Source organism: Cohnella algarum (assembly GCF_016937515.1).
GTDB classification, from domain to species: Bacteria; Bacillota; Bacilli; order Paenibacillales; family Paenibacillaceae; genus Cohnella; species Cohnella algarum.
In genome coordinates, this window is sequence record NZ_JAFHKM010000002.1 from 2,663,447 (window position 1) to 2,688,678 (window position 25,232).

A 25,232-nucleotide genomic window follows, 5' to 3' on the forward strand; every position below is an offset into this window, starting at 1 on the left:
AGTGATTACGAGCGTCAAAATTTGGTCACAACATCCGTGCAACACGTAGCCTGCCGCCAAATCGCCGATTTTGGCAGTCTATGAAAACGTTAAAGTGGGGTTGAAAATGATGAATCGGTGGCGTGTAATGAAGCGGTTGCTTCCGCTGATGGCAGGAATGATCTTGGTCCTGTCGGCATGCGGACGGGAGGACTTGTCCGCGCTTAACCCGCAAGGTCCGGTTGCCAGAAAACAGCTGGAACTGATGCAGCTTTCGATCGGGATTATGGCCCTGGTTGTCATCGTCGTGTTCGCCATTTGCATTTACGTGCTGATTCGTTTCCGTCGGCGCAAAGGCGACAAGAGCATTCCGAAACAAGTGGAAGGCAATCACAAGCTCGAAATCATTTGGACGGTCATTCCGATCATTTTGCTCGTTATTTTGGGCGTTCCGACGATTTCGACCGTATTCGGCCTGTCCAAGGATTACTCCAACGATCCCGACGCTCTTCAAGTCAAGGTGACGGCGCACCAATATTGGTGGGAATTCGAATACCCGGATCTCGGCATTACGACGGCCCAGGAACTGGTCGTTCCGACCGGCAAGAAAGTCATGTTCGAGCTCGTGACGGCCGACGTCAAGCACTCCTTCTGGATTCCGGCGATCGGCGGCAAGATGGACAACAACGACGGCATCACGAACAAAATGTATTTGGAATTCGACAAGGAAGGCGTCTTCCGCGGCAAATGCGCCGAGCTTTGCGGTCCTTCGCACAGCTTGATGGACTTCAAAGCGAAAGCGGTCGACCAGGCCTCGTTCGATCGCTGGGTGGCCGCGATCAAGGAGCCGGTGGAAGCTCCGGCGGACGAAACCGTGAAAGCCGCGTTCGAAAACAAGTGCCTGACCTGCCACGCGATCGGCGACGTCAGCACGGGCTCGAGCGCTCCCAACCTGACGGGCATTGGCAGCAGGCTCACGATCGGCGGCATCCTCTACAACGACGAAGCGCCGACGGTCGATAATCTGGTGGAATGGATCACGGATCCGCAAGCGGTCAAGCCGGGCAACATGATGCCGACGGCCGAAGAGCTTGAACTGTCCGAAGAGGAAATCAGAGGAATCGCCGAGTACTTGGCGAACAACAAGCTGGAATATTAATTTGACGGGGAAATGAAGGGGGACGCGGCTTTGGCTGCTCATGCGCACACAGTCAAGCGATATCGGGGCTTGATGGATTGGCTGACAACCGTCGACCATAAAAAGATCGGCATTCTGTACTTAATCGCGGGTGGCCTGTTCTTCCTGATCGGGGACTGGAAGCGATTTTGATCCGGATCCAGTTGATCACGCCGATGAATGATTTTGTTTCTGCCGATACGTTCAACGAATTGATCACGATGCACGGTACGACAATGATTTTCCTTGCGGCGATGCCGCTTCTGTTCGCGCTGATGAACGCGATTATCCCGCTGCAAATCGGCGCGCGCGACGTCGCGTTTCCGTTTCTGAACGCGCTCGGCTTCTGGACGTTCTTCTTCGGCGGCCTGCTGCTGAACATCAGCTGGTTCGCCGGCAACGTGCCCGACGCCGGCTGGACGTCTTACGTGCCGCTGGCCAGCCCGACGTACAGCGAAGGCTCGGGCGTCGACTATTACGTCCTCGGCCTGCAGATTGCCGGGATCGGGACGCTGCTCGGCGGCATCAACTTCATGGCGACGATCATCAACATGCGGGCTCCGGGCATGTCGTTCATGCGGATGCCGATGTTCACCTGGACGATTTTCATTACGTCCGCGCTGATCGTATTCGCCTTCCCGGTTCTGACCGTCGGCCTCGTCGCGCTGATGTTCGACCGCTTGTTTTTCGCGAACTTCTTCGAAACGGCGGCAGGCGGCAGCAGCGTGCTCTGGGAGCATATTTTCTGGGTGTTCGGTCACCCCGAAGTTTACATTCTGATCCTGCCGGCATTCGGCATCATTTCCGAAGTCGTCAGCACGTTTTCCCGGAAGCGCCTGTTCGGGTACAGCTCGATGGTGTTCGCGACCGTCCTGATCGCCTTCCTCGGCTTCATGGTTTGGGCGCACCACATGTTTACGACCGGTCTCGGCCCGGTGGCGAACGCGTTGTTCTCCATCGCGACGATGCTGATCGCGGTGCCGACCGGCATCAAGATTTTCAACTGGCTGTTCACGCTCTGGGGCGGCTCGATCCGCTTCACGACAGCGTCCCTGTTCGGCATCGGGTTCATCCCGACGTTCGTCATGGGCGGCGTCACCGGCGTCATGCTGGCGGCGGCCCCGGCCGACTATCAGTACCACGATACGTATTTCGTCGTCGCTCACTTCCACTACGTTATCGTCGGCGGTCTGGTGTTCGGCATTTTCGCCGGCCTGTTCTACTGGTGGCCGAAAATGTTCGGACGCATGCTCAACGAAGGTCTCGGCAAAATTACGTTCGTCACCTTTTTCATCGGCTTCCACCTGACGTTCTTCGTGCAGCATTTCCTCGGCTTGCTGGGGATGCCGCGCCGGGTATGGACGTATCTGGACGGCCAAGGCTTCAACGGCATGAACCTGATCAGTACGATCGGCGCGATCCTGATGGGCATCGGCACGATCGTCATGCTGATCAACATCGTGGTGACTTCGTTCAAGAAAGCAAACGCTTCGAACGACCCGTGGGAAGACGGCCGCTCGCTCGAATGGACGATTTCCTCGCCGCCGCCGGAGTACAACTTCAAGCAAATTCCGCTCGTGCGCGGCTATGATGCATGGTGGAAGGAGAAAATGGAAGGCAACGCCGCAATGACGCCGGCCGAGCCGCCGGGACCGATTCATATGCCTTCGCCATCGATCCTTCCGTTCGTCATGAGCGTAGGCTTGTTCATCTCCGGTTTCGGATTTATTTACGACATGCTGTTCCTTGCGATCGGCGGATTGGCGATTACGCTGATTTGCATGCTGCTGCGCTCGGTATTCGACGATCACGGCTTCCATATCGAAGAGCATGAACAGGAGAAAGGGGTGACCGTATGAGTTCGCATCAGCACGCGGAAGGCCATCTTCCGCACGAACCGGAAAAGGCGACGCTGGAAGGCCGCAATAAAATTCTCGGCTTCTGGCTGTTCCTCGGCGCGGAGACGGCGCTGTTCGGCACCCTTTTCTCGGCGTTTCTCGCTCTGCGCCACAACGTGAACGACGGTCCGACCTCGCAGCACCTGTTCGAGCTGCCGATGATTTTCGCGGCCACGATGATCCTGTTGTTCTCGAGCCTCATGAGCGTGTTCGCCGTTCAGGCGATGCACCGCCACCAGGTCAAGGCCATGATCGGCTGGCTGCTCGCCACGATCGTGCTCGGCCTCGGCTTCCTGGGTTTGGAGGTATACGAGTTCTACCACTATATTCATGAAGGCCTCATGATGCCGACGAGCGCGTTCAGCTCCTCGTTCTACACGCTGGTCGGCTTCCACGGCGCGCACGTCGCGTTCGGGGTGTTGTGGATCGGTTTGCTCATTCTGCAGGTGCTCAAGAAAGGCCTGACCACCGTAACCGCTCCGAAAATTTACGTGTCGGCGATTTACTGGCACTTCATCGATGTCGTGTGGGTTTTCATCTTCACCGTTGTTTACCTGATGGGAAAGGTGGGTTAACCTCATGTCGAACGAACATACGACTTCCGAAGGAAATGCGAAACGCCACCGGGTGGAAGGCCCCCAAAAGCACATCGTCGCGTTTGTTCTGTCGCTGGTGCTTACGATCATCGCCTTCGTGACGGTCGCCTCCGGCGAAATCAACACTAATTTCACCTACATCGTTCTGGTGGCGATGGCAATCGTACAAGTGTTCGTCCAGCTTGCATTCTGGATGCACATGAAGGATAAAGGCCACATGTTTGCCATTATCGCGATTTTGTCCGGTTGCTTCGTCGTTTTCACGATGATCATCATGGCCTTATACTGGGTATGGTGGTAATTGCAAAAGGCTAAACTGCAAAGAGGCGGGTCCCCAATCCGCCTCTTTTTTCCGTTTTAAGTTCGCGATCGGAAAGGAGGAAACGACATGCCGGGATTGGATTATTTTTCGTTCGCCGAAATGTGGAGTCCGCTTTTTTTGGTGTTCATGCTGCTGATTGCGACGTTGTATGCGTTCGTGGTCGGGCCGTGGAGGCAGAGGTTCGGCGGCGTCGAGGCGGTGCCGGTTGTCCGGCAGCTCGCCTTTTACGGCGCGATGCTGCTGCTCTATCTCGTGCACGGAGGCCCGCTTAGCTTGCTTGGGCATCTGATGTTTACGTTTCATATGACCGATATGGCCATATCTTACATTATCGTGCCCCCCTGTTGCTGTACGGGATACCGGGCTGGCTGTGGAAATGGGCGTTCGGGCGCGCGTTCTGGAAGCCGTTCCGCCTGTTCGCCAATCCGCTGTTCGGCTTGTTTGCGTTCAATCTGCTGTTTTCGTTCTACCATATGCCGGACGTTCACGACTGGGTGATGACCCATTACGTCATCCACGGCTTCTTTTACGCGCTGCTGCTGGTCGTCGCGCTGCTGAACTGGTGGCACGTCATGTGCCCGGTGCCGGAATGGAGCAGAGTGACGTCGCTGCGCAAGCTCGGTTATATTTTCGCCAACGGCCTGCTGCTGACGCCGGCCTGCGTGCTCATTATTTTTGCCCCCGAACCCTTATTCGCGGTGTACAACGATCCGCAGGTCTGGGTCCAGGCGATGGGGTATTGCGTTTCGGGCGATCCGGCGAGATTGCTGGAGCAGTTCGAAGGCCCCGCGTTTTTCAACCTGATGTCGGGCAGGGAGGATCAGCAGCTTGGCGGCATCGTCATGAAGCTGCTGCAGGAGTTCGTCAACATTTGGGCGCTGTATTCGGTGTTCATGCAGTGGTACCGCAAGGAGAAGTCCCAGGAAGACGACCCCGCATTCGATCATGCCGCGTCCGGACGTTTGAACAATGTGTGAAACCGTTCGATTCGGTTTGAACAACGCATGACGGGAATGTACAATAAAATTTAGGTATTCACGTCGATAAGCGGGAGAATCGGACTATGACATCTTACGAAATTTTTCCAACGATCAGCACAAGCTTCATTGCGCTCAGCGCGATTCTGGTCGCGATCGGCTGGCGGCTGATTATCGTCGGCAAGCGGGAAGCCCACGAGAAAACGATGATCGCGGCCGCGATTGCGGCTGTCGTGTTTTTTATCATTTACGTGTCCAGGACGATTTTTATCGGCAATACGACCTGGGGCGGACCGGAAAGCCTGAAGACGGTGTACCAAGTGTTTTTGATATTCCACATCGTTCTGGCGACGGTGGCGGCCGTGTTCGGCATCACGACGCTGGTGCTGGCCTTCCGCAAAAACTTCGGCAAGCACCGGAAGTGGGGGCGCGTGACGGCGGTTACCTGGTTCGTTACCGCGATTACCGGCATTACGGTGTACGTGCTGCTCTACCTGCTGTATCCGGGCGGACATACGAAGCCGGTGATCGAAGCGATTTTCGGATAAAAACAAAAAGACGGTTCCGGGGCAAAACGCTTGCCCGGAATCGTCTTTTTGTTTTTATTGCCGGTTTTGCCGCTCGGCAGCCCCGGAGGAGCGGTTGTTTTGCTCGAACGCTTCGGCGGCTTCCTCGGCGGAAAATTCCGTATCCGCGGCGCCTTCTCCCGGAACGGGCATTTTGTTCAATTCGGTCGTTTGAACGTCCGCTTTGGACGAACGATTCTGGCGTTGCGTCATGCGCGAAAGCCTCCCTTGGCGTTAGAATGGGAACCAGGGAATAAGGTTTCCTTACTCGGCTTATTTTATGCCGGATTTCTCCGAATTCAGGGTTGTTCCCGAAACGCCCGAAGGAAGGACGAAGGAACGGGCGCTTCGAAGCTCATCGTTCGGCCCGAAACGGGATGCGTAAACGCCAAAAGCTTGGCGTGCAGGCCGAGCCGCCCGAGAATTCGCGATCGCGCGCCGTATTTTTTGTCTCCGACGACGGGGTGCCCGATATCCTGCATATGCACCCGGATTTGATTTTTTCGGCCCGTTTCCAGGCGGACTTCAAGCAGGCTGAAGCTCCGGTCGGAACGGAGAACCTTGTAGCGGGTAATCGCATGCTGGCCGTCGCCCGGCTTCGGGCTCGAATAGACGCGCATCGCCTTGTTTTCCTTCAGCCACGATTCCACGACGCCCTCCGCGCCTTTGACCTGGCCTTCCACCAGGGCGACGTAAACGCGCTCTTTCACGTTTTCCTTCCAGTTCGTTTGCAGCGCCTGCTGAATCTTCTCGCTCCTCGCGAACATCATGACGCCGGAGGTGTCGCGGTCCAGCCGATGGACGATGAAGACGCGGTTTTTCGGATGCTGCGCGCGGACGTGCTCCATTAGTTGACGATACGCCGTAAGCTCCTCTCCCTGCCCGGTCGCGATCGAAAGCAGGCCGGCCTCTTTCCGGACGACGATGACGTCATCGTCTTCGTAAAGAACGGACAGGCCGATCAGGCGGGGAGCCTCCGCTTGCCGGGCGGTGCTGACCGTTACCGTCTGTCCCGGCCGAAGCCGAAAGTTATACGCTTTCTCGATGTTTCCGTCAACCGATATTTGGCCCCTGGCCAGCATGGATTTGACCGAGTTTCGTCCTTGGCCGGACAGCGATTCGAGCAAAAAAGGGAGCAGGTCCCCTTCGGTCCGTACGGCGAAAACTTTGGCCGGGGCGGATTTTCCTTTGTTCAATTTCTTCTTCCTCTCTGGCTTTGCATGTCTTCACGATAGCGGATTCGGCGCCGATGTTCAAGCGCATCCCATTTGAACGGGAAAAACGGATTTCAGGAAAAGGTTGACATCCCGTTGCACAGTGATTATACTGTGTATAAAGATATACACACATATACAATGTTGATGGAAGGAGATTGCGATGCAAGGGTGGCAAAAGGTCCGAACGGTGCTGGTTTTCGAAATGAAGCGGGAATGGATCGGCCTGATCGCAACGTCGTTATTCGCCGTATACTTCGGCGCGGTGTTCATCTTTATCGTCGAACAGGACGCCAATGGAGAACTGCCGTTCATGAGCGCCATGCGCGACTGGATATACTTGTTCGCGTTCCCGCTGTTCGGCTGCATGATGCACCGCACCGTCTTCCATTACTGGCGGCAGGACCCGTTCACGAAGCGGGTGGCCCATTGGCGAACGATGCCCGTGCCGATTTCGGCGATCGCCGGAGCCCGCTACGCGCAAAGCTTGCTGACGCATTTTGCGGCCGGGGGATTGTTTTTGACGCTGCAGTATATCGTGTCCTCGGATCTCCGGGCGATCGCCAGCGCAAGCGAATGGATCGCCGCGGGACTCGTCTGGTTCGCCTACGGCGTGCTGATTCAAGCGTTTTACGTGTATTTGGAGCTTGGGTTTCCGGGTAAAACGTTCGTCTTGTATTATACGGCGTACACCGTTCTGGCCGGGGTAGTCAGCGCGCTCGTTGCCGTCTTGGGCGGCAGCTTGTTCCGCGAATTGCTCGCGGTCGTGAAGGAGAATCCGGCGTTGTCCGTTAGCGCGGCCCTGATTGTCGCGGCCGCCGCTTTGGCGGCCGGCTACCGGCTGACGACGAGCCGGATGCGGACGAGGCGGTACTCGTTTTAACGAAAATTAAGAATCGGCGCAAGTGTTGACGCGTATGGAAAGAGGTGGCTTTGTGTGGATTCCGATTCAAATTGACGAGAACCGTCCCGAACCTTTGTATCATCAGATCGAGACGCAATTGCGGGGGCTTATTTTGAACGGGCAGTTGGAAGAAGGGGCTTTGCTTCCTTCCATACGAGAGCTGGCCGCCTCGCTCAAATGCAGCGTCATTACGGTCCGCCGGGTGTATCAGGATTTGGAAAACGAAGGACTCTTGCGAACGAGGCAGGGGACGGGGACGTTCGTCGCCAAGGTGGACGAAGCGGCAAAGGCCGGCCACCGTCTCGACCGCGTCGTCGAAGCGCTCGAACGGGCTGCCGAAGCCGCGATCCAGAACGGCTGTTCCAGGGCGGAACTGGAGGCGATCTTTCGCGAGACGGTCCGCAAGTATTTTCCGGAAGGAGGGGGAGCGCCGCCATGATCGCGTTAACGGAAACCGAACCGGCCGTCAGGCTGCGGGGCGCAACGGTCCGAAACGAAGGCTTTGCGCTCGGGCCGCTCGATATCGACATTCCGAAAGGGTTGGTCACGGCGATTGTCGGGCCGAACGGGTCGGGCAAGAGCACCTTGTTCCGCCTGTTGATGAACATGGAGCCTTTCCGGGGGGAAGGGTGGCTGCTCGGCGAGCCGCTGGCCGAGGGCAGCGACGAAGAGCTCAAGAAGCAGATCGGATTTTTGGCCGAGCTGCCGCATGCGTACGAGGATCCGCTGACGCCGGAAGAAAAGGCGAAGTTCGCGGCCAACTGGTACCCCGGATGGGATTGGGGGCGGTACGGCAAGCTGCTCCGAAGCTTCGACGCGGAGCCCGTCCGCGGCAAGCTGCGCAAGCTTTCCAAGGGCATGCGCAGGAAAGTGGAGCTTGCCTGCGCCATGGCGCACAATCCGAAGCTGCTGCTGCTCGACGAGCCTTCGTCGGGGCTCGATCCCTTCGCCTGGAAATCGATGCTGACCGAGCTGCATCGCTACATGGAGCAGGGCGACCGGACGCTGATCATCGCTACCCACATTACCGAAGAGGTTCGGCGCCTGGCCGACTACATCCTGTTTATGTATCGCGGCAAGGTGCTCGGAAGCTTCGAGAAGGATCAGCTGTTCGACGAATGGAGACAGCTGCTTGTCCAGCTCCCGGAGGCCGCAAGGGGCGATTCGGACTGGTTGCGGCGCCTTCCGGGGCTCCGCGGGCAGGAAGCGTCCGGGGGAGGCATCTTCCGGATCGAATCGGATCGGTCCGAGGAGGCGCAAGCGTATTGCCGGGAGCGGGGGTGCACGATTTTATCCGTTCAAAGGATGGAGCTGGAAGACATTTTGGGGTGTTTAATTCGGGAGGAGGAACAAAAACGATGAATCCATTGGTGGTGGAACGCGTCGTCAAGCATTACGGGGACAAAACGGCCGTGAACGGCCTCGGGTTCGAGGTGGCCGAAGGCGAAATTTACGGCCTGCTCGGGGCGAACGGCGCCGGCAAGACGACGACGATGCGAATGGTGCTGGGACTGATTTTGCCGGATGACGGTCAGATCCGTTATTTCGGCCGCCCGTACGGCAAGGAACAGCTCAGCATGCTCGGCTATTTGCCGGAAGAAAGAGGCATGTATCCGAAAATCAAGGTGAGCGAACAAATTGCTTACCTGGCCCAGCTTCGCGGCATGTCCCGCAAGGACGCGGACGCAAATTTGAAGCGCTGGTTGGACAAGTTCGAAATTCCGGAGCATTACAACAAAAAGGTCGAGGAGCTTTCCAAAGGCAATCAGCAAAAAATCCAGTTCATTGCCGCGGTCATCCACCGTCCGAAAATCGTCATTATGGACGAGGCGTTCAGCGGCCTCGATCCGGTCAACGTGGAGCTGCTCAAGACGACGGTCAAGGAACTGCGCGACGAGGGGACGAGCATTTTATTTTCGACGCACCGGATGGAGCACGTGGAGGAATTATGCCGGAATATTACGATTATGCACCGCTCGAACCCCGTGCTGCAGGGCTCCGTCAAGGAGATCAAATCCCGGTTCCCGCAAGAGCGGGTCGCCCTTGCGGCCGAGCGTCCGATCGAAGGGCTCGAGGGGATTCCCGGCGTGAAGGCCGTTGCCCGGACGGAGAACGGCGGCTACGACATCAAGATCGGGTCGGAAGACGCGGCTTCCCGCATTTTGCAGCATGCCCTCGCGCAAGGACCGATTCGCCGCTTCGAGCTGCTCGAGCCGACGCTGAACGAAATCTTTATCCGAACGGTAGGTGAACGCCATGAATAGCATGTGGACGGTTACGAAATTTACGATTCGCAACAAGATTTACAGCAAATCCTTCATTATTACGACGCTCATTATCGCGGTGCTGCTTGTCGCAGGCGCCAACGCACCTTACTTCATTCAGAAGCTGACCGGCGACAGCGAGCCGACCAAGGTCGGATACATCGAAGGGCAATACGACGAGATCACGCAGGGGTTGAACGACTTCTTCGCGCAGCAGGAGGAACCCGGGGCCGCGCTCGTAGCTATTCCTTCCGCGGGTTCCGAGACCGCCGATTCCGAAACGCTCAAGCGGGCGATTCGGGACGGCGAGATTAAAGGCTATATCACGTTCCGGGACAATCCGGAAGTCGGCTTCCCGGACGTCGTCTACAGCTCGGAAAAGATGCTCGAGTCCAAAACGTCGCAGGCATTGGAGGCCGGACTCCAATCGATCAAAACGAGTCAGGCGATTTCCGAAGCCCGGCTGACCGAAGCCCAGCAGACGAAGCTGTTTGCGCCGATTACGCTCGATTCCGTGCAAATTTCCGTAAGCGGAGACGGGGGGAGCGGCAAGACGGCCGACGAACAGGCGACCGCGATCGGACTTACTTACGTCATCATCATCCTGTTGTTTATGGCCATCATGATTACGGGCACGATGATCGCAACCGAAATTACGGCGGAAAAGAGCTCCCGCGTCATGGAAATTCTCGTGACCAGCGTATCGCCGCTCAAGCAAATGTTCGGCAAAATCATCGGCACGTTCGCAGCCGGACTCCTTCAGCTGCTCGTGCTCGCCGCCGTGTTCGTTCTGAATCTGTCTCTTCCGCAAAACCGGGACGCCTTCGCCTCGTTCGGCATCCGTCTCGACACGATCGACCCGCTGCTGCTCGTTTTCGCCGTCTTCTTCTATCTGGCCGGCTACTTCCTGTTCGCGACCGTGTTTGCCGCGCTGGGATCGATGGCGAGCCGCACGGAGGATATGAACCAGGTCGTCACTCCGGTAACGATGCTGATGCTGCTCGGCTTCTACATCGCGATCTACGGGTTGAGCAACCCGGACAGCACGATCGTCGTCGTCGGCTCGTTCATTCCGTTTTTCGCCCCGTTCCTCATGTTCCTGCGCATCGGCCTGTCCGATCCGCTCTGGTGGGAAACCGTCGTCTCGATCGGGTTGCTGCTCGCCTCCATCGGCCTGTTCGGCTGGCTGTCGGCGAAGATCTACCGCACCGGCGTGCTGATGTACGGCAAGCGCCCGACGTTCAAGGAAGTGCTGAAGGCGATGAAGGCTTACAAGGTTTAAGTTTCGCCCTTTGCAATACGTATTTGAGACTGAAGAAGACCCTTGATTTATCGGAAACGTCGATAAATCAAGGGTCTTCGTTTATAGCCCGGGACGTCTTGCCTTGAGACAACCTGTCATTTTCGAAGAACGCAGGGTCAACCTAAAGCCATCATATTTTGCCGTAAAACGGCAAATGATAACCTCCAGTTATTTCCCGCGGAAGATCAGTTTCGGTTGCCGCGATTACTGGGGGTTATTTCATGAGCGAGCAGGCATCGCAGCAGCTTCCGCCCGACGACCGGCCGAAGGCGGAGCGCTTCACCGCCGCCGGCTTTATCCTGGCCGCGATCGGAAGCTCGGTCGGTCTCGGGAACATGTGGAAGTTTCCTTATATTACGGGGAAATACGGGGGCGCGGCGTTTTTTCTCCTTTTTATCGTTTGCCTCATCGTCATCGGCCTCCCGGTCCTGCTCGCCGAAATGACGATCGGACGGGGAGGGAGGGGAGACGCCTCCGCTTCCTTTTACAACCTGACCGGCAAGGCGCACTGGAGCTTTTTCGGCCTCCTGTCCGTTCTCTGCGCCTTTTTGATCATGTCCTATTACGGCGTCGTCGCCGGATGGACGTTTCACTACACGTTCGGATCATTTGCGGGCGTTTTGTTCGGCGAAGGGAACGATTACAAAGCCATGTTCGAAGCGTTCGCTTCCGGCTATTGGCCGATTTTTTGGCAGGCGGCCGTCATGGCGATTTGCGGGAGCGTCATCGCGAAGGGCGTGTCCGGCGGCATCGAGAAATTCAATAAATTTCTGATCCCCGGATTCCTGATCATATTGCTCGTGCTCATGATCCGTTCCGTCACGCTCGCGGGCGCCGGGAAGGGCGTTGAATTTTTCCTGAAGCCGGACTTTGCCAAGCTCGGGGCGGAGTCTGCCCTGGTCGCGCTCGGTCACGCCTTCTTTTCGCTGTCGCTCGGCATGGGCTGCATGCTGACTTACGGTTCTTACGTCGACAAGCGGCAGTCGCTCGGCGCCGCGACGCTGGCGATCGGGTTCGGGGATTTGCTCTACGCGTTCATTGCGGGCCTCGTCATCTTTCCGACCGTGTTCTCGTTCGGCCTGGAGCCGGACGAAGGGGTGGGACTCGCCTTTATGGCTCTCCCCGCCGCGTTCTCCCGAATGCCGTTCGGTTTTTTGTTCGGCGGCTTGTTTTTTCTGCTGCTTGCGATCGCGGCGCTGACCTCGGCCGTTTCGATTTTGGAGGTTCCGGTTGCCTACGCGATGAGGCAGTGGAATTGGAGCCGGAGAAAAGCTTCGGCAATCGTGTCTTCGCTGTCCTTTATCATCGGGATCCCCTCCGCCTTGTCCGTCGGAGGCGTATTCGGTTCGTTTCGGCCGGGCGGGAGAACGATTTTCGAATGGTTCGATTTCGTGACGTCGTACGTGCTGATGCCGATCGGCGGCCTCGTGGTGACCCTGTTTGCCGGTTACATTTGGAAGCGGGCGGGGGAGGAGGCAGGGCTGACGGGGTTCTGGTATCGTGCCTGGATGTTTTTGCTGCGGATCGTCGGCCCTGTCCTGATTCTTCTCGTGTTTCTGCATTCCGTCGGAGCGATTTCGTTTTAAGCCAACTTCGAATCCAGCCAGGGACGGATGACCGGAATAATCGTGACAAAAGTTTGAACGCGATTGACAAATGTTCCAAAATCGCCGATAATCGTTCTCATTGGATGAAAAAGTGATAATGATTATCATCTTTACTTAAACTGCGCCGTGGATCTTTCCAGGGCAGGAAGAGAACGGTTCGGAAATGAAACGTATTTATCTGGTTTTAGCGTTAATCGCGCTTTCGTTTGTTTCCATCTTTATCGGAGTAAAAGATCTCAACCCGCTGGATTTGTTCGATCTGACGGACGAGAAGGCGCAGGTGCTCTGGGTCAGCCGGATTCCCCGGTTAGTCAGCATCCTGATCGCCGGCGCAAGCATGAGCATATGCGGATTGATCATGCAGCAGCTTACGCGCAACAAGTTCGTTTCGCCGACGACGGCCGGTACGATGGACTCCGCCAAGCTCGGCATTCTCGTATCGATGATGCTGTTCACGGCGGCCCATCCGATGGTGAAGATGGCGATCGCTTTCTTGTTCGCGTTGGCCGGAACGCTTGTTTTTATGAAAATTCTGGAGAAAATCAAGTTCCGGGATTCCGTCTTTATTCCGCTCGTCGGCCTGATGGTCGGCAACGTCATCAGTTCGATCGCGACCTTTTTCGCTTACCGGTACGATCTCGTCCAGAACATGTCTTCGTGGCTGCAGGGGGATTTCTCCGGCATCCTGAAGGGCCGCTACGAACTGATGTACGTCAGCGTGCCGCTCATGGTGCTGGCGTACCTGTACGCGAACAAGTTCACCGTGGCGGGCATGGGGGAGGACTTCTCCGTCAACCTCGGCCTTAACTACCGGAGAGTGGTCAACATCGGTCTCGCGATCGTCGCGATGTCCAGCGCGGCCGTCATTTTGACGGTGGGGACGATTCCTTTTTTGGGCTTGATCATTCCGAACATCGTCAGCCTGTACCAAGGGGATCATTTGAAAAATACGCTGTCCCACACCGCGCTGCTCGGGGCCGTGTTCGTGCTCGCTTGCGACATTATCGGGCGGCTGATCATATATCCGTACGAGATATCGATCAGCCTGACCGTCGGAGTCATCGGCAGCGTCATCTTTCTTTATTTGCTGGTGAGGAGTCGTCGAGCCCATGGATAACCGCATCAAGATCGGCATCCTCGTCGCGCTGTCGCTTGCGTTTCTCGGCGTTTTCATGTTCGCGGACGTCGGCAACTGGGATTACGCCATTCCGCGAAGGGCGATGAAGATCGCCGCGTTTATCATTACGGGAATCGCCGTCGCGTTCTCGACCGTCGTGTTTCAGACGATTACGAATAACCGGATTTTGACGCCGAGCATTTTGGGGCTCGATTCGCTGTACATGCTGATGCAGACGGCCGTCGTCTATTTTTTCGGCTCGAACTCCGTCGTCATTGCGAACGGGAATTACAACTTTTTGTTGTCCGGGGCTTTGATGATCGGTTTTTCCCTGCTCCTGTTTCTGTTCGTGTTCAAACGCGGGCAGCAAAACCTGTTTTTCCTGCTGCTGATCGGGCTCGTCATCGGCACGATGTTTCAGAGCATGTCGACGTTCATGGAAGTGCTGATCGATCCGAACGAGTTTCAGGTCGTCCAAGGGAAAATGTTCGCCAGCTTCAACCGCGTCAACACGGATATTTTGCTGATTTCCGTCGTCGCGCTGCTGCTCGTTACGGCTTACTTCCTGCGGTTCGTCAAGTATTTGAACGTTCTCGCCCTCGGACGCGATCATGCGGTCAATCTGGGCGTCGACTATGACGGGGTGGTCAAGCGGCTGCTCGTCGTCGTGGCGGTGCTCGTCTCGATTTCCACGGCGCTTGTCGGACCAATCGCGTTTCTCGGCCTCCTCGTCGTCAACCTGGCCCACGCGATGTTCAAAACGTACAGGCACAGCTACCTGATCGGCGGCTCGATTATGATCTGCGTCCTAGCGCTTGTCGGGGGACAGACGATCGTGGAGCGGATTTTCGCTTTCTCTACGCCGCTTAGCGTGATCCTCAATTTTATCGGCGGAACGTATTTCTTATATTTGCTGCTAAAGGAGAACAAGTCGTGGTAGAGGTGAAAGGCGTATCGAAAAGCTACGGCGGCAAAAAAGTCGTCGAGGACGTGTCCGTCACGATCGAAAAAGGCAAGGTGACCTCGTTCATCGGGCCGAACGGAGCGGGCAAAAGCACGCTGCTCTCGATGATCAGCCGGCTGATCCCGAAGGATCAGGGGGAAATCTGGATCGACGGCAAAGAAATCGGCGCCTGGAAGACGAACGAACTGGCGAAAAAAGTATCCATCCTCAAGCAATCCAACCATATCAATTTGCGGCTGACGGTTCGCGAGCTCGTTTCGTTCGGAAGGTTTCCCTATTCCCAGGGGCGGCTGACCAAGGAGGATTGGCAGTTTGTCGACGAGGCGATCCGGTATATGGATCTCGAGGAGATGCAGCACAAGCATCTTGACGAGCTGAGCGGCGGACAAAACCAGCGCGCGTACATTGCGATGGTCATCGCGCAGAACACCGAGTATATTTTGCTCGACGAGCCGCTGAACAACCTGGACATGAAGCATTCCGTGCAAATCATGAAAACGCTCCGCAAGCTCGCGGGGGAGCTCGACAAGACGATCGTCATCGTCATCCACGATATCAACTTCGCGTCCTGCTATTCCGACGCCATCGTGGCGCTGAAGCAGGGCAAGCTGGTCAAGCAGGGGCCGACCGACGACATCATCGAAACGGACGTGCTCCGGGACATTTACGACATGGAGATGGATATCCGGCCGATTAACGGCAACAAAATTTGCGTGTACTTCACTTAACTCGTCGGCGAACATCGTTAATTGCGCCGCAAGGCGTCATTATAAAATCATTTCAAGGGGTGCAAATAATGAAAAAAGCAGTTTCCGTCCTGATGTTGAGTTTGATTATGGTCGTTGTCGCCGCGTGCGGTTCGGGCAACGGCAACAGCAACGCGGGCGCGTCTCCGTCCGCTTCTCCGAGCGCTTCGGCTTCCGCGAGCGCCAGTCCGTCCGCGTCTCCGAGCGATTCGGCCGCGCCGGCGGAAGTGACGATCACGCACGCTTCCGGGGAAACGACGGTGAAAACCAACCCGACTAAAGTCGTCGTGTTCGATATGGGCATTCTGGATACGCTCGACAAGCTGGGCGTCGAAGTCGCGGGCGTCCCGCAAAACAACCTGCCGGCTTATTTGAGCAAATACGAAGATGCCAAGTATGCGAACGTCGGCGGCCTGACCGAACCGGATTTCGAGAAAATCGCGGAAATTCAGCCGGACCTGATCATCATTTCGGGACGCCAGGCAAGCTCCTACGAGGAATTCGTCAAAATCGCTCCGACGCTCAATCTGACGCTGGATACGGCCAAGTACAGAGAGTCCGTGATTTCCAACATGACCGCGATCGGCCAGGTGTTCAACAAGTCCGACGAAGTGAGCGCCGAGCTGGCCGCGCTCGATGCGAAAGTGAAGGAAATCCATGAAAAGGTGACGGCGGAAGGCAAAAAAGCGCTGATCATTCTCCACAACGAAGGTTCGATCAGCGCGTACGGCTCCGGCTCCCGTTTCGGCTTGATCCACGACGTCTTCGGCTTCGCCCAAGCGGACGAAAACATCGAGGTTTCGACGCACGGCCAAAAAGTCACGTTCGAATACGTCGCCGAGAAAAATCCGGACTACCTGTTCGTCGTCGACCGCAGCGCGGTCGTCGCCTCGGAAGGCGGAGAGGTTTCCCCGGCCAAGGAGTCCATCGAGAACGATCTCGTCAAGGGCACGAACGCCTACAAGGACGGCCATATCGTGTACCTCGATCCGAACTACTGGTACCTGTCCGGCGGCGGCCTCGTTTCCGTCGGCGCCATGATCGACGAGGTCAGCGCGGCGATCGGCTGATCAAAAGGCGCAAATCGCGTCGGCTCGCTCCATGCGGAGCGGGCTTTTTTTTGCGGTTTAGAAGCTTTGGGCGGAGGATGGTCATTCGTTTTTAATTGAAGCAGGAACCGGGCCGGGGGAGGCGGGAGGATCCAAATGTCATTTAAAATGACATCAATCAACCCAGTGCACCCATTCCGTCAATCGCGTTGCTGTTTTCGTCATCGGGCCTTTTCTATAATGGAAAGTAATCGCAAGCCGCCAAACGGCAGGGCTAACGGAAAGAGGGACCGACGACATGATCGAAATTTTGAAAGACCAGGAACCGATGACGCAAACGGAAAAAGGCCAACTGGAAAGCACGGTCGCTTCCATCATCGAGCGCGTGCGCAACGAGGGAGACGCGGCGCTGAAAGATTTTCTGAAGCAGTTCGACGGCGTCGAACTGGACCGGCTGAAGGCGACGGAAGCGGATATCGAAGCGGCGAAAAAACAGCTTCCCGCTACCCTTCTGGAGGACATGGCGTTCTCCATCGAACGGATTAAAGCGTTTGCCGAAGCGCAGCGCCGCACGCTGACCGAGTTCGAACAGGAGATGATCCCGGGCGTCTTCCTCGGCCAGCGCGTCATCCCGATCGAAGCGGTCGGCGCGTACGTGCCTGGCGGGCGCTACCCGCTGCTGTCTTCGGCGCAAATGGCGATTATTCCGGCGAAGGTGGCGGGCGTGCCGCAAGTCCGCGTGTGCACGCCGCCGACCAAGGAAGGCCGCATCCATCCGGCCGTGCTGGTCGCCGCGCATCTGTCCGGCGCGGACGAAATCTTCGCCGTCGGCGGCGCGCAGGCGATCGCCGCGCTCGCCTACGGCACCGAAAGCATCCGCCCGGTTCACAAGATCACCGGCCCGGGCAACCGCTTCGTCACCGAAGCGAAGCGCCAGGTGCACGGCGTCGTGGGCATCGACCTGCTGGCCGGCCCGAGCGAAGTGCTCGTCGTCGCCGACGAGACGGCCAAACCGGCGTACGTGGCATCCGACCTGCTGGCCCAATCGGAGCATGACGTGCACACGCAGGCGATCCTCGTTTCGACGAGCCGCCCGCTGGCGCTGGCCGTTATGGAGGAAATCGAGAAGCAGCTGCAGACGCTGCCGACGGCGGCGACCGCGCGCGCCTCGTGGGAGAAACGCGGCCGCATCATCTTGGCCGACACGCTGGAAGAAGCGATCGAGACGGCGAACGACCTGGCTTCCGAGCATTTGCACGTGCAGATCAAGGACGCTTATGCGCATCGCGATAAATTCACCAACTACGGCTCGCTGTTTCTTGGCGAAGACTCCACGGTTGTCTTCTCGGACAAGGTGTGCGGCACCAACCACATTCTGCCGACGAACCGCGCGGCGAAATATACCGGCGGCGTTTGGGTCGGAACATTCCTGAAGGTGGTCACGTACCAGCACGTCGAACGGGCGGGCGTCGAGCGGCTGGCTCCGCACTGCGTGCGGCAGTCGTACCGCGAAGGGTTGATCGGGCATCTGCGTTCGGCGAACATTCGCTTGACCGGCGAGCTTGACGCCAAGCCGGAAGCGGTGGCGGACGAAACGAAGTTTTAAGCCGCGGGCCGCGAGCCGGGCCGATTCTCCGTCCATGGGACGAGGGAATCGGCTTCTTTTTTTGCTATCGGGATATCGTAGATTTCGCGGACGATAAGCTCTATTTTTACAAATGTAATATTACATAACACTAATGGTCACTCCAGTGCACCGATATGGTCAATCGCGTTGATGTACGCGCTTTCCGTTCAAACCTATAATACCAACAGGGGAAAAAACTTTACATTAAGCAGGGAGGGAGCCACATGAACGCGGTTGCGGAATCAAAGCAAAACGAGACCGCCCGCAGGACGAAGCTGAGCAAGGGTCTGATCTTTGCGGCATTTGTCGGACCGGCATTGCTGACCTTTCTGTGCATTCAGATCATTCCGTTTATCATGGGAATTTACTATTCCTTTACCTCATGGAACGGCGTCAGCTCTGCGGTGGAGTGGGTCGGGCTCGACAACTTCGCGCGCATTTTCACGGAAGACGACAAATTCGTCCGTTCGTTTCTGTTTACGCTGAAGTTTACGATCGTCGCCGTCGCGCTGAGCAATCTGATCGGCTTCGGCCTGGCGCTGATGCTGAACGGAGCGCTCAAGTCCAAAAACGTGCTGCGAACCGTCTTTTTCATGCCCAACATGATCGGCGGCTTGCTGCTCGGCTTTATCTGGCAGTTCATCTTCATCAAAGGGTTTGCCGCGGTCGGCGAATGGTCGCAGCTTTCGTTCTTCCAGCTCCCGTGGCTGGGCGACGCGAACACCGCCTTCTGGGGGATCGTCATCGTGTTTGCCTGGCAGCAGAGCGGCTATCTGATGATCATCTACATCGCGGCGCTGCAGGGCGTAGACCAATCGGTCCTGGAGGCGTCCCGGATCGACGGCGCGAGCAGATGGATGGCATTGCGGAAAATCGTCATTCCGCTCATCGCGCCGGCCTTTACGATCTGCTTGTTCCTTTCGCTGTCGCACGCCTTCAAAATCTACGATTTGAACTACTCGCTGACGGGCGGCGGCCCGTTCAATTCGACGGAGTCGGTGGCGATGAACATTTACGCCGAAGCGTTCACGAACAACAACTACGGCATCGGCTCGGCGAAGTCGCTCGTATTTTTCGCGATCGTGGCGCTTGTCACGATGGGGCAGGTTATGCTGACCAAGAGACGGGAGGTGGAGGCGTAAATGGATTCGAAATACACCGTTCGTACCCTTGCGTTGGAAATCGTGGCGATTGCGCTGGGACTTCTGTTTCTCGTGCCGTTCTACTTCGTGCTGATCAATTCGGTCAAGGGAAACGCGAACATTTTGCTTGACGCGGCATCGCTTCCGGAAGAAGTGATTTTCAAAAACTTCGGGCGCGTATGGGAGCTGCTCGATTTTCCCAAGGCGTTCCTGAATTCGCTGCTCGTGACGGTGTTCGGCACCGCCGGGCTGGTGGTCATCAGCTCGATGGCGGCCTGGATGCTCGTGCGGACGCCGGGCAAACTGAGCCAAATCCTGTTCGGCTTGTTCGTGGCGGCGATGGTCATTCCGTTTCAGACGGTCATGATTCCGCTGGTCAAGCTCAGCGCCTCGCTAGGTCTGGTGAACAGCATACCGGGGCTGGTATTCATCTATTTCGGCTTCGGCGTTTCGATGACCTTGTTTCTGTACCACGGCTTCATCAAGTCGGTGCCGAAGGAAGTGGAGGAATCCGCCAGCATCGACGGCTGCAACCCGTTCGGCATCTTCTGGCGCATGGTCTTCCCGCTGCTGAAGCCGATTACGGTGACGGTCGTCATTCTGAACACGCTTTGGATCTGGAACGATTACCTGCTGCCCAGACTCATGCTGCAGGAAGCGGAGCTTCGAACCATTCCGGTCGCCATGAGCGCCCTGTTCGCCCAGTACAACAAACAGTGGGATTTGGGCTTGTCCGGCCTTGTGATCGGCACGCTGCCGATCGTCGTCTTCTTCCTTTTGCTGCAAAAACATATTATCAAAGGCATTGCGGCGGGGTCTGTCAAATAGTGGAGGCTCGATATCTCTTCGATGGGCCGCCAATGGCCGGTCGAATGATATAAAATAGAATGATCAGGAGGGCATGGACTTGATGAAGCGAAAATGGATGTTGGGCATTTCAATGTTGGCGTTAGCGCTCGTCGTATCGGCATGCGGAAGTTCGAACGGCGGTTCGGGCAATGCGGCGCCGAGCGGTTCGGCGGCGAGTTCGGCAGGAGCGGAAGCGTCGTCCGGCGGCGATCCGGTGACGATCAGCGTTTTTCAGCTGAAAGTGGAAATCGCCGACCAGTTCGACGCGATGATCGAAGAATTCGAAAAAGAGTATCCGAACATCAAGGTGAAAGCCGAGACGGTAGGCGGCGGCACCGGTTATATGGACGCGCTGAAGGCGAGATTCGCGGCCGGCGAAGGCCCGGACATCTTTAACAACGGCGGCGCAAGCGAAATGCAGCTGTGGAAGGAGCATCTGGCCGATCTGTCCGGAGAGCCCTGGGTCGGCCACTTGCTGGAAGGCACCGGAGACGGCATGACCGATACGGACGGCAAGCTTTACGGCATGCCGATGAACATGGAAGGTTACGGTTATCTCTACAATAAAGACCTGTTCGAGCAAGCGGGCATCGCCGAACTGCCGACGACGCTGACGGAGCTGAAGGCCGCCGCGCAAAAGCTGCAGGACGCCGGCATCACGCCGTTCGCGAACGGGTTTGCGGAATGGTGGATTATCGGCAGCCACTTCACGAACGTCGCGTTCGGCTATCAGGAGGATCCGGCCGGCTTCATCGAACAAGTCAACTCCGGCGCCGCGACGATTCCGGACAACGCTTTGTTGAAAGAGCTTCAGGGCCTGATGGATACGACGATTCAGTACGGCAACGACAACCCGCTGACCACCGACTACAATACGCAAGTGACGCTGTTCGCCTCCGGCCAGGCGGCGATGCTGCAGCAAGGCAACTGGGTGGAGAGCATGGTGTGCGAAATCAATCCCGATCTGAACATGGGCATTCTGCCGATGCCGATCAACGACGGCGACGCTTCCGGCAAAATCGTGGCAGGGGTGCCGAACAACTGGGCCGTCAACAAAAATTCGCCTAACATCGAAGCGGCCAAAACGTTCTTGAACTGGATGGTATCCTCCGAAGCGGGACAACGCTACATGACCGAAGAGTTCGGCTTCATTCCGGCCTTCGACAACATTGCGACGGACAAGCTGTCGCAAACGAGCCAGGACATCGTCGCTTATTCCAAAGAAGGAAAGACGATTCCGATGATTTGGACGAGCTGGCCGGACGGCGCCAACAAAGAATTCGCTTCGTCGATGCAGCAATATTCGGCCGGTCAAATCGGATGGGACGAAGTGCTGAACCAAATGCAAGCGTCATGGAACAAATTGAAATAAAAACTGACATAGACAAGGGAAGGAATGTCCGGGCGACGGGCATTCCTTCTTCGACCACCTGGCGCGCTTGACCTTGACCCGTTTCCGGCCGGTGTCGGGCACGCGGGTTGCGGGTTGGAGAGCGCCGGTTTTCCGCCAAAGGCAATCCGGATCGCAGGAATGGGGGCATCGCGGTTGATCCGAACAAGCTTGAGAAACAAATTGGTCATCCTGCTGCTGGCCATCAGCGTGCTGCCGTTCGCTTCTTCGGTGGTGTTCACCTATTTTTATACCCGCGATTCGTTGAAGGACCAGTTTGTGCAGGAAAACGTCAACCTGCTGGATCTGGGCAAAGTGTACATGGAAAGCTACATGGACGAGCTGCTGGACATCACCTTGTCGGTTTACAGCAACCCGAATCTTCTCTCGTATTTACGCTCGGCGGGTCAACGCGACTACGAAACGTTCTGGACGATGCGGGACGAATTGACGCAGTTGCTGTATGCGAACGAGCATATCCGCCGCGTCAGCATCGCGCTGCTCAAGGAAAACCGCAACATTCTCGTTTCCAAGAGCCAGGTCGGCTTTACCGACATCTCGGAGGAGGAGTTGGCCGACTACGCCAAGGCGGATCGCAGCTCCAACTTCTTTTATATCGAGACAGTGCGGCAAGCGAACGAAAAAGGCGCCGCTGCGGGCAACACCTTCACGATCCTGCGCTCGTTGACCGACGTTCCTTCCAAAGCTACTCTGGCTTACTTCACCCTCGTCGTCTCGCCCGACCAAGTGGCCGAAATTGGCGAAAAGCTGTATATGCGCGGCAAGGAGAACTTGTCCATTTTGACGGCGGAAGGCGAGCCCGTCTTCAGCTCGAGCTTCGGGAGCGAAGATCCGGAGCTGATCGAACGGGTGCGCGACTCCGGACGCGAAAGCGGAACGCTGGAGTGGAACAGCGAAGACTTCCGGGGCGTCGTCATCTATAACCGGACCGCCATGTCGGACGGCGGCTGGATTCTGATGAAGAGCATCCCTTTCGAGAACCTGTTCGAGCGCGGTTACGAAATCACGCAAATCAACATCGCGTTCGGCATCTTCGGCATCAGTCTCGCCGTCGCCGCCGCCGTGCTGTTTTCCTTCCGCATCACCTCGCCCCTGCGCATTCTCGTGGAAAATATTCGCCGGGTCGAGAAGGGCAAGATGCAGGTCGGCTTCCAATCGCTTGGCCGCGATGAAATCGGCGTGCTCGGCGAAAGTTTCCGAAAGATGGTCGAACGCCTCAACCGGTTGATCGAACGGGAGTACAAGCTGGAAATCGAAAACAAAACCAATCAGCTGAAAGTGCTGCAATCGCAGATCAATCCGCATTTTCTGCACAACGCCCTGCAGTCGATCGGGTCGCTCGCTCTCAAGAATCGGGGCGCACAGGTGTACGGGCTGCTCACGAATCTGTCCAAAATCATGCGGTACAGCATGAATACGGACGAGGACAAAGTGCCGCTCATCCGGGAGGTCAACATCGCGGATGCCTATCTGCAGCTTTACAAGGAACGATACTGCGACGAGTTCGAATACGGCATCGACGTGGACGGCGGGCTGATGAACGCCGTCGTGCCGAAGATGCTGCTGCAGCCGGTCATCGAGAACTACTTCAAGCACGGGATGGAGGCCGGGTCCGGCGAGATCGGCATGCTTCGCGTCGAAGGCCGGCGCGAAGGGGAGCAATTGGTCGTGCGGGTCATCGACAACGGGCGGGGCATCGATCCGGGCCGCCGGGACGAGCTGTACAGGCGGTTTCTCGAGGAGCAGTCCAACGGTTCGAAGGCGGAGACGAACATCGGTTTGCGAAGCGTTTATTTCCGGTTGCGGTTTTATTACGGTCCGCAGGCCAGCCTGACGCTCGACAATCGTCCGGAGGGCGGAATGCAGGTCGAAATTCGGCTTCCCGCCGAATTCGAAACGGAGGGTGGAGAAGGATGAAGGCCATCATCATCGACGACGAAAAGCATGTTCGCGACGTTTTGCGCATGCTGGCCCAGTGGGAACGCTTCGGCATCGACGAGGTGCTCGAGGCACGGGACGGCGAGGAGGCCGTGCGGCTGATCGAGCGGCACCGGCCCGAAATCGTCTTTACGGACATGAATATGCCGACGATGGACGGCATCAAGGTGCTGGAATGGCTGCAGCGCCACGCCGGCGACTGCAAAACCATCGTCATCAGCGCCTACGACGATTTCCATTATATGCGGAGCGCGATCTTCTACGGAAGTTTCGATTATATTCTGAAGCCGATCGAACCGGCTCTGTTGAACGAAACGCTGGAGCGGGCCGTGGAGGAATGGAAGCGCGAGGCGCTTAACCGGAAGTCGGCCCTGGAAAACGACCGGGTCGCCAGCGAGGCAAAGCCGCTGTATTGGGACCGTCTGCTGTCGAGCATGCTGAGCAGAGCCCCGGCGCCGGACGCGGCCGGACAGCTCGAGCGGGAGTTCGGGGTGGCCGCAGGCCGCACCTTGTTCAAAATTTGGCTGATGCCCGTTCACGCCTTCGCCGCCGTCAAATACGGCGGCAACACGGAAGTCGCGTTTTCGGCGCTGCTGCCGGTCGTAAACGGCGTATTGCGAACGAGCGGGAGCGGCATCGCCTTTCGCAATCTGGACAAGCGCGACGAGCTGGCGATGCTCGTCTGGAATCTCCAGGACGAGGAGGCGCTCGCCAGGCATCTTCTGGGGGCGGTGCGCCAGGAAGTCCGGATGCAGCCGATCGTCGCCGCCGGCAAGGAGGCGCGTCAGGTCGCGGACGCGTACGAGTCGGCGCGGTACACGCTGATAAAGTGCGATTTGGAGGAAGCGGCGCGGGAACGGCAGCCCGTCCGGTTCGAGGAAGTGAAGCCGCGCGCCGTCCTGCATCTGCTCAATTACGCGCAGGAGCTGAGATGGGCGATCCAAAGCGGCAGCACGGAAAGCGTCGACCGGCTGCTCGACGGGATTTTCGAGACGCTGCAAGCCTCCGGAGGCATGACGCTGGAGCAGTTGCACAACTGGGAGAGCCAATACGGACTGCTGCAGGCGAACTGGCTGCAGGAATACGACATCCGCGACGGCGGCAGCTTGCATCGGGGCGACGGCTATTGGGAGGAGGACGGGCGCTTCTCCTTCCGCCGGTTCCGCGACGAAAAACGTGTGCAGTTTCACGCGCTGATCGGGCTGCTGCACGGCCTGAAATACCGGAAGGAAAAAAACAGCATCCGGGAAATCGCGCTTTTTTTGCGGCAAAATTACAAGCGCGAAGTGACGCTGCAGGAAATATCGGACCGTTTCTTTCTCAGCCGCGAGTATATATCGCGTAAGTTCAAGCAGGAGTTCGGCGTCACCATCACCGACTACGTGACCCAGGTACGCATCGAGAAAGCGAAGGAGCTGCTGGAAAATCCGCATCTGAAAATATACGAGATCGCGGATTTCGTCGGCTATCAGAACGATAAATATTTCATCAAGGTATTCAAACGGGCCGAGGGCGTGACGCCGAGCGAGTTCCGTTCGTTCGCGGCCGCTGCCAGGCAGGCGTGCGGCTCTTGAGGGAAGAA

The 25,232-nt window shown here is 57.2% G+C and carries 22 protein-coding genes and 2 pseudogenes; 22 read left to right on the top strand and 2 right to left on the bottom strand.

Features of this window, described 5'->3' with window-relative positions:
- Positions 1-106: 106 nt before the first annotated feature.
- From coxB to JW799_RS12220, 6 genes and pseudogenes are all read left to right on the top strand, one after another.
- Positions 107-1,138: a cytochrome c oxidase subunit II gene (gene coxB, locus JW799_RS12195; protein ID WP_080833033.1), complete on the top strand. Its 1,032-nt coding sequence runs from the start codon at positions 107-109 to the stop codon at positions 1,136-1,138.
- Positions 1,139-1,150: 12 nt separating this feature from the next.
- A pseudogene (gene ctaD, locus JW799_RS12200) lies at positions 1,151-3,015 on the top strand (cytochrome c oxidase subunit I).
- Positions 3,012-3,629, top strand: coding sequence for a cytochrome (ubi)quinol oxidase subunit III (locus JW799_RS12205; RefSeq protein ID WP_080833028.1), 618 nt, complete (start codon positions 3,012-3,014; stop codon positions 3,627-3,629). The pseudogene ctaD and the gene JW799_RS12205 overlap by 4 nt, the downstream one beginning before the upstream one ends.
- Before the next feature lie 4 nt (positions 3,630-3,633).
- Complete coding sequence (locus JW799_RS12210) at positions 3,634-3,951, top strand: cytochrome C oxidase subunit IV family protein (RefSeq protein ID WP_080833027.1); 318 nt, start codon at positions 3,634-3,636, stop codon at positions 3,949-3,951.
- Positions 3,952-4,098: 147 nt separating this feature from the next.
- Positions 4,099-4,949: pseudogene (gene ctaG / locus JW799_RS12215) on the top strand (cytochrome c oxidase assembly factor CtaG).
- An 86-nt stretch (positions 4,950-5,035) separates the two neighbouring features.
- Positions 5,036-5,497, top strand: a complete 462-nt coding sequence (locus JW799_RS12220; protein WP_080833022.1) for a DUF420 domain-containing protein — start codon at positions 5,036-5,038, stop codon at positions 5,495-5,497.
- A 54-nt stretch (positions 5,498-5,551) separates the two neighbouring features.
- Here JW799_RS12220 and JW799_RS12225 read toward each other — a convergent pair whose 3' ends face one another.
- Complete coding sequence (locus JW799_RS12225; RefSeq protein ID WP_205430011.1) at positions 5,552-5,728, bottom strand: hypothetical protein; 177 nt, start codon at positions 5,726-5,728, stop codon at positions 5,552-5,554.
- Positions 5,729-5,814: 86 nt separating this feature from the next.
- Positions 5,815-6,711 carry an RluA family pseudouridine synthase gene (locus JW799_RS12230; protein ID WP_080833019.1) on the bottom strand — a complete coding sequence of 299 codons (897 nt, stop codon included), beginning with the start codon at positions 6,709-6,711 and terminating at the stop codon, positions 5,815-5,817.
- 181 nt (positions 6,712-6,892) lie between these two features.
- Here JW799_RS12230 and JW799_RS12235 point away from each other — a divergent pair, with 181 nt between their 5' ends.
- From JW799_RS12235 to JW799_RS12310, 16 genes are all read left to right on the top strand, one after another.
- Positions 6,893-7,612, top strand: a complete 720-nt coding sequence (locus JW799_RS12235; RefSeq protein WP_080833015.1) for a hypothetical protein — start codon at positions 6,893-6,895, stop codon at positions 7,610-7,612.
- A 52-nt stretch (positions 7,613-7,664) separates the two neighbouring features.
- On the top strand, positions 7,665-8,072 hold the full coding sequence (locus tag JW799_RS12240) for a GntR family transcriptional regulator (RefSeq protein ID WP_080833012.1): 408 nt from the start codon (positions 7,665-7,667) through the stop codon (positions 8,070-8,072).
- Positions 8,069-8,995, top strand: coding sequence for an ABC transporter ATP-binding protein (locus JW799_RS12245; protein WP_205430012.1), 927 nt, complete (start codon positions 8,069-8,071; stop codon positions 8,993-8,995). The genes JW799_RS12240 and JW799_RS12245 overlap by 4 nt, the downstream gene beginning before the upstream one ends.
- Positions 8,992-9,897 (top strand): ABC transporter ATP-binding protein, encoded by a 906-nt coding sequence (locus tag JW799_RS12250; RefSeq protein ID WP_205430013.1) that lies wholly within the window; start codon positions 8,992-8,994, stop codon positions 9,895-9,897. The genes JW799_RS12245 and JW799_RS12250 overlap by 4 nt, the downstream gene beginning before the upstream one ends.
- A complete protein-coding gene (locus JW799_RS12255; RefSeq protein WP_080833006.1) occupies positions 9,890-11,179 on the top strand; it encodes an ABC transporter permease in 1,290 nt (429 codons plus the stop codon). Before JW799_RS12250 ends, JW799_RS12255 begins: the two co-directional genes overlap by 8 nt.
- Before the next feature lie 242 nt (positions 11,180-11,421).
- Positions 11,422-12,786, top strand: a complete 1,365-nt coding sequence (locus JW799_RS12260; RefSeq protein ID WP_080833005.1) for a sodium-dependent transporter — start codon at positions 11,422-11,424, stop codon at positions 12,784-12,786.
- 184 nt (positions 12,787-12,970) lie between these two features.
- Entirely contained in the window at positions 12,971-13,924 is a 954-nt protein-coding gene (locus JW799_RS12265) for an ABC transporter permease (RefSeq protein ID WP_080833003.1), read from the top strand.
- On the top strand, positions 13,917-14,864 hold the full coding sequence (locus JW799_RS12270; RefSeq protein ID WP_080833001.1) for an iron chelate uptake ABC transporter family permease subunit: 948 nt from the start codon (positions 13,917-13,919) through the stop codon (positions 14,862-14,864). Before JW799_RS12265 ends, JW799_RS12270 begins: the two co-directional genes overlap by 8 nt.
- Complete coding sequence (locus JW799_RS12275) at positions 14,858-15,616, top strand: iron ABC transporter ATP-binding protein (RefSeq protein ID WP_080832998.1); 759 nt, start codon at positions 14,858-14,860, stop codon at positions 15,614-15,616. Before JW799_RS12270 ends, JW799_RS12275 begins: the two co-directional genes overlap by 7 nt.
- Before the next feature lie 68 nt (positions 15,617-15,684).
- Positions 15,685-16,704, top strand: a complete 1,020-nt coding sequence (locus JW799_RS12280) for a siderophore ABC transporter substrate-binding protein (RefSeq protein WP_205430014.1) — start codon at positions 15,685-15,687, stop codon at positions 16,702-16,704.
- A 277-nt stretch (positions 16,705-16,981) separates the two neighbouring features.
- Positions 16,982-18,289: a histidinol dehydrogenase gene (gene hisD / locus JW799_RS12285; RefSeq protein WP_080832991.1), complete on the top strand. Its 1,308-nt coding sequence runs from the start codon at positions 16,982-16,984 to the stop codon at positions 18,287-18,289.
- Between the two features lie 245 nt (positions 18,290-18,534).
- Positions 18,535-19,452, top strand: coding sequence for a carbohydrate ABC transporter permease (locus tag JW799_RS12290; protein ID WP_205430015.1), 918 nt, complete (start codon positions 18,535-18,537; stop codon positions 19,450-19,452).
- Positions 19,453-20,280 carry a carbohydrate ABC transporter permease gene (locus JW799_RS12295; protein WP_080832985.1) on the top strand — a complete coding sequence of 276 codons (828 nt, stop codon included), beginning with the start codon at positions 19,453-19,455 and terminating at the stop codon, positions 20,278-20,280. It begins immediately after the preceding gene.
- 82 nt (positions 20,281-20,362) lie between these two features.
- Positions 20,363-21,673 carry an ABC transporter substrate-binding protein gene (locus tag JW799_RS12300; protein ID WP_205432942.1) on the top strand — a complete coding sequence of 437 codons (1,311 nt, stop codon included), beginning with the start codon at positions 20,363-20,365 and terminating at the stop codon, positions 21,671-21,673.
- A gap of 174 nt (positions 21,674-21,847) precedes the next feature.
- Positions 21,848-23,629, top strand: a complete 1,782-nt coding sequence (locus JW799_RS12305; RefSeq protein ID WP_205430016.1) for a sensor histidine kinase — start codon at positions 21,848-21,850, stop codon at positions 23,627-23,629.
- Complete coding sequence (locus tag JW799_RS12310) at positions 23,626-25,224, top strand: response regulator (protein ID WP_205430018.1); 1,599 nt, start codon at positions 23,626-23,628, stop codon at positions 25,222-25,224. Before JW799_RS12305 ends, JW799_RS12310 begins: the two co-directional genes overlap by 4 nt.
- Positions 25,225-25,232 lie beyond the last annotated feature (8 nt).

Coding starts and splice junctions, on each gene's coding strand:
- JW799_RS12260 (WP_080833005.1), top strand. CDS start 11,422: ATGAGCGAGCAGGCATCGCAGCAGCTTCCGCCCGACGACCGGCCGAAG.
- JW799_RS12265 (WP_080833003.1), top strand. CDS start 12,971: ATGAAACGTATTTATCTGGTTTTAGCGTTAATCGCGCTTTCGTTTGTT.
- coxB (WP_080833033.1), top strand. CDS start 107: ATGATGAATCGGTGGCGTGTAATGAAGCGGTTGCTTCCGCTGATGGCA.
- JW799_RS12310 (WP_205430018.1), top strand. CDS start 23,626: ATGAAGGCCATCATCATCGACGACGAAAAGCATGTTCGCGACGTTTTG.
- JW799_RS12245 (WP_205430012.1), top strand. CDS start 8,069: ATGATCGCGTTAACGGAAACCGAACCGGCCGTCAGGCTGCGGGGCGCA.
- JW799_RS12205 (WP_080833028.1), top strand. CDS start 3,012: ATGAGTTCGCATCAGCACGCGGAAGGCCATCTTCCGCACGAACCGGAA.
- JW799_RS12255 (WP_080833006.1), top strand. CDS start 9,890: ATGAATAGCATGTGGACGGTTACGAAATTTACGATTCGCAACAAGATT.
- hisD (WP_080832991.1), top strand. CDS start 16,982: ATGATCGAAATTTTGAAAGACCAGGAACCGATGACGCAAACGGAAAAA.
- JW799_RS12290 (WP_205430015.1), top strand. CDS start 18,535: ATGAACGCGGTTGCGGAATCAAAGCAAAACGAGACCGCCCGCAGGACG.
- JW799_RS12235 (WP_080833015.1), top strand. CDS start 6,893: ATGCAAGGGTGGCAAAAGGTCCGAACGGTGCTGGTTTTCGAAATGAAG.
- JW799_RS12300 (WP_205432942.1), top strand. CDS start 20,363: ATGAAGCGAAAATGGATGTTGGGCATTTCAATGTTGGCGTTAGCGCTC.
- JW799_RS12220 (WP_080833022.1), top strand. CDS start 5,036: ATGACATCTTACGAAATTTTTCCAACGATCAGCACAAGCTTCATTGCG.
- JW799_RS12210 (WP_080833027.1), top strand. CDS start 3,634: ATGTCGAACGAACATACGACTTCCGAAGGAAATGCGAAACGCCACCGG.
- JW799_RS12250 (WP_205430013.1), top strand. CDS start 8,992: ATGAATCCATTGGTGGTGGAACGCGTCGTCAAGCATTACGGGGACAAA.
- JW799_RS12295 (WP_080832985.1), top strand. CDS start 19,453: ATGGATTCGAAATACACCGTTCGTACCCTTGCGTTGGAAATCGTGGCG.
- JW799_RS12280 (WP_205430014.1), top strand. CDS start 15,685: ATGAAAAAAGCAGTTTCCGTCCTGATGTTGAGTTTGATTATGGTCGTT.
- JW799_RS12225 (WP_205430011.1), bottom strand. CDS start 5,728: ATGACGCAACGCCAGAATCGTTCGTCCAAAGCGGACGTTCAAACGACC.
- JW799_RS12270 (WP_080833001.1), top strand. CDS start 13,917: ATGGATAACCGCATCAAGATCGGCATCCTCGTCGCGCTGTCGCTTGCG.